The sequence below is a fragment of the Shewanella sp. 11B5 genome (assembly GCF_002836795.1).
GTDB lineage: Bacteria > Pseudomonadota > Gammaproteobacteria > Enterobacterales > Shewanellaceae > Shewanella > Shewanella frigidimarina.
The window spans coordinates 1-3,192 of the sequence record NZ_PJAP01000913.1 but is presented as its reverse complement, the minus strand read 5'-3'; the positions used below and the strand labels follow the sequence as shown (position 1 = coordinate 3,192).

5 protein-coding genes are annotated in these 3,192 nt (G+C 40.4%); 1 reads left to right on the top strand and 4 read right to left on the bottom strand.

Translation table 11 applies throughout. The features are described 5' to 3' along the window. Window positions 1-214 precede the first annotated feature (214 nt). The 4 genes from CXF78_RS18115 to CXF78_RS18100 form a co-directional block, all read right to left on the bottom strand. The gene (locus tag CXF78_RS18115) at window positions 215-751 is read right to left on the bottom strand and encodes a YaeQ family protein (RefSeq protein ID WP_102037547.1); all 537 of its coding nucleotides are present in this window, start codon (window positions 749-751) and stop codon (window positions 215-217) included. A 78-nt stretch (window positions 752-829) separates the two neighbouring features. Next, on the bottom strand, window positions 830-1,741 hold the full coding sequence (locus tag CXF78_RS18110) for a precorrin-2 dehydrogenase/sirohydrochlorin ferrochelatase family protein (protein ID WP_102037546.1): 912 nt from the start codon (window positions 1,739-1,741) through the stop codon (window positions 830-832). An 8-nt stretch (window positions 1,742-1,749) separates the two neighbouring features. After that, on the bottom strand, window positions 1,750-2,109 hold the full coding sequence (locus tag CXF78_RS18105) for a rhodanese-like domain-containing protein (protein WP_059744424.1): 360 nt from the start codon (window positions 2,107-2,109) through the stop codon (window positions 1,750-1,752). A gap of 388 nt (window positions 2,110-2,497) precedes the next feature. After that, entirely contained in the window at window positions 2,498-2,818 is a 321-nt protein-coding gene (locus tag CXF78_RS18100; RefSeq protein WP_011638146.1) for a putative signal transducing protein, read from the bottom strand. 206 nt (window positions 2,819-3,024) lie between these two features. Between CXF78_RS18100 and CXF78_RS18095 the strand changes: the two genes are divergently transcribed. Beyond that, a partial coding sequence (locus CXF78_RS18095; RefSeq protein ID WP_145991553.1) for a DUF3224 domain-containing protein occupies window positions 3,025-3,192 on the top strand: 168 nt, incomplete at its 3' end.

The window sequence follows — 3,192 nt, the reverse complement described above, 5'->3', positions numbered from 1 at the left end:
CAACCATCGCGAAACGTGAAACATCATATTTATTAATTAGTTATAATTTATTGTGATGCTCACTACATGATTTGATTATCTGCCTGTGATTTTATTAGTACAAGACCCATTTGATTAAACTTAATTAATTTCTACAAAATTAAGGTTAGATTCACTTTACTGTGATCGTAATTATGATAGATGTTGTGATTGTAGCCAAACAACCTGAACGCCACTACTTTAACGTTTCTGGCTCTATTAACACGCTATTATTTGCATCTGAGAACCACACTTGCCCTTCGCTAAGACTAACTTGTAACGCCATATTACGATTAACAAAAACTTCCATTTTTTTCACCGCATCTTCAGGAAAATTAATCACAGTTAAATTTTCGTAGCGAGCAAACGCTTGCTGATTCTGCTGCCACCAAATTGGTACACTTCGGCCGCCATAAGTATAAAGAATAACCTGTTTTGACCGACCACATGCTTTTCTAAGCCACTTCTCATCAGCTTGGCCAAACTCAACCCAAAGATCGATTTCACCACTGAGGTTTTTATCCCAAAGTTCCGCTTCATCATCAACACATAAACCTTTACTGAACACTAACGTTTCTGATGCATTAATGGCAAATGCCAGTAAACGCACCATCATCCGCGTATCGGTTTCGGACGGATGTTGGGCTAAGGTAAACTGATGATCGGCATAATAATGACGGTCCATATCTGCAATTTGCAACGAAACTTTAAAAACGGTAGCTTTAGCGGCCATAAAAGGCTCCTACGAGGATAAAAAAACCGAGTCTACTACAAAGTAGACTCGGCATAATAGAACATCGTACATCTTGGGTTAAATAGCACCAGGACGTAGATGTTTTGCCATTGGAAAATGCGCGCTGAACTGGGCGACTTTAGCAGCAGAAGACACAATTAACATACGAGCTCCGTGTTCATATTGATGAGTGATATCACTTAGCAATGGCACAGCTTCTCTATTTGCGTCTCGCCTTAATAATTCATTAATGTCACTATCAAGTGCACCATCACTGTAAACCACGTCTAATGTCTGTAACAACGGCATGGCGGCAATAGGGAGTAAATGTGCCGGCGTATCCTCCATTAACAAAAGAATCTCACCTTTAACACTAAAGTCTTCAAAAGCCTCAAGATAGCGTTGTTCTGTTAATGTATCGAATTTATCTTGGTTCGTGGTAAAAAATCGTTCCCAAAATAAACGTCTATCTTTACCTGCTAATAATTTATGTTGTACTTCCTCGCGCTTACTGGCAACAAAATCAAATAAAGGCGCTAATGATGACGGTAGCATGGTTTCGAGACGTGAACGGATAGTTCGAGCGAAAACAGGTGCGGCACCAGCTGTACTGATCGCAACCACTAACCTGCCTCGATCTACTATCGAAGGCGTAATAAATCGACAAAATTTAGGATTATCGACCACATTCACCCAAATCCCCCGCTCCGTGGCCAACTGCGCAAAATCCATATTCAATTGCTCATCGGCAGTGGCAAGGTAAATGATATCGACATTGGCAATATCATCTGCACAGACTTCACGACGAGACAGCTGGATCCGACCTTGTGTATGATAGTTTTCAATATCATTGGCAACCGTTGGTGCGATTACATGAATATGAGCATCAGTACGAGACAACAGATCGAGTTTACGTGTGGCAACCTCACCAGCCCCCACCAATAAAACCTGTAAACCTTGAGTATCAACAAACAAAGGGAAATATTGCATTAATCTACTCAGTCTTCAACGATAGGGAATTGATGTTGTATCCAAGCACGGTATCCGCCAATCATTGAGGCTACTTGCGTATAACCCATGAGCTGTAAATTATAGGCAGATAATGCAGCACGTTGACCCGCTCCACAATAAAGTAATATTGGGGTGCTTTTATCAGGAAAGCGATGCTCTATATCACGCTCAATAATGCCACGACTGAGGTGTTTTGCATTAGGTAAATGCCCTTGTAACCACTCGTTATCTTCTCGCACATCGATTAATTGCCATTGATCTTGTTGTTGATATTGCTCAATGGTTAATAAGTTGACATGAGGCATAACAGAATCGACCAAACTGGCAAATGCTGGAGAGGGTTGCATAGCGTTTCCTTAAGTTAGTTAAGTCACTCATTTGTGACAAATTAGCACTACATACGTCATAAACCTAAAAGTAGTTTAATCATAGAGTCTATTGGATTTTTGAAAAACAATTTTGCAGCAGTTTGTGGCAATTTACTACAAAGAGGGGTTTATGATGGTGTCATTTATAGATGAATAAGCGCTAACTGCGTCACAATAAGCCACAAATAGGCCCTAGTGGCTCAGTTAAACGAGACGCTTATTTATAAGCTAGGTGCAATATTGCAAAACATAAATCGGCTTAGGGACTTTGCCCCAAAAGTTTACGTCGTGATTAACCCCGTTTATCTGCAACAACATTTGGTGGTAAAGATGGACTTCAACGCTAAAAACCATCTTATACTCAGGCTTATTCGTTATGCATTTCACTTCTTTGCGAACTACATTGCCAACACAATTCGAAACTGCCTTCGTTTATTTCATGGCATTGGACACATTGCCATTGAGGCTGTTCAATATCGAGTGCATCCAGTAACGTTTGCGCAGCGGCAAGTTGATTATCTGCTACCCATAACTCAACCGTTTGCATTTCAATCGGCAAACCGCCTACGCCACCTATGAGTGCTTCACCTTTAAGATCAACTTCGATCCCACTCGTTTCCAGTAGCCCTTTCCATGTGTGAGCCTGCAGTAAATTACCACCGGCCAATAATACTTTTCGTTGTTCCATGCGTTATCCTACTGCATTGCTCTTGCTGGCAAATTTGTTTCATCCTACTGCCTCTACCAAAATCTGTCGAGTCTTGTTTGTGAATTGGACATTTGCCATAGACATGGTTAAGTTAACTTTATATAAGGGCCTGTTGATCTTTCAAGCACGATAAGTCAACTGGTCCTGACGATTAGAACTTATTAACATCACAAATAGGGCTCTATATGACAAAAATAGTCTTAAAAGGTGTATTTCAAATCACCGCTTGGAATGAATCGGCTTATGCTGAACACGACAATAACAACAAACAAACCATTGCCGAAATTACCCAAACGTATTCAGGTGATATTAATGGTTCTGCTCAAATTCGCTATGTCATGTCATATCAAAAT

What these genes read in the sequence shown, in the direction of transcription:
- CXF78_RS18110 (WP_102037546.1), bottom strand. Translation starts at nt 1,741, where the DNA reads ATGCAATATTTCCCTTTGTTTGTTGATACTCAAGGTTTACAGGTTTTA.
- CXF78_RS18105 (WP_059744424.1), bottom strand. Translation starts at nt 2,109, where the DNA reads ATGCAACCCTCTCCAGCATTTGCCAGTTTGGTCGATTCTGTTATGCCT.
- CXF78_RS18115 (WP_102037547.1), bottom strand. Translation starts at nt 751, where the DNA reads ATGGCCGCTAAAGCTACCGTTTTTAAAGTTTCGTTGCAAATTGCAGAT.
- CXF78_RS18100 (WP_011638146.1), bottom strand. Translation starts at nt 2,818, where the DNA reads ATGGAACAACGAAAAGTATTATTGGCCGGTGGTAATTTACTGCAGGCT.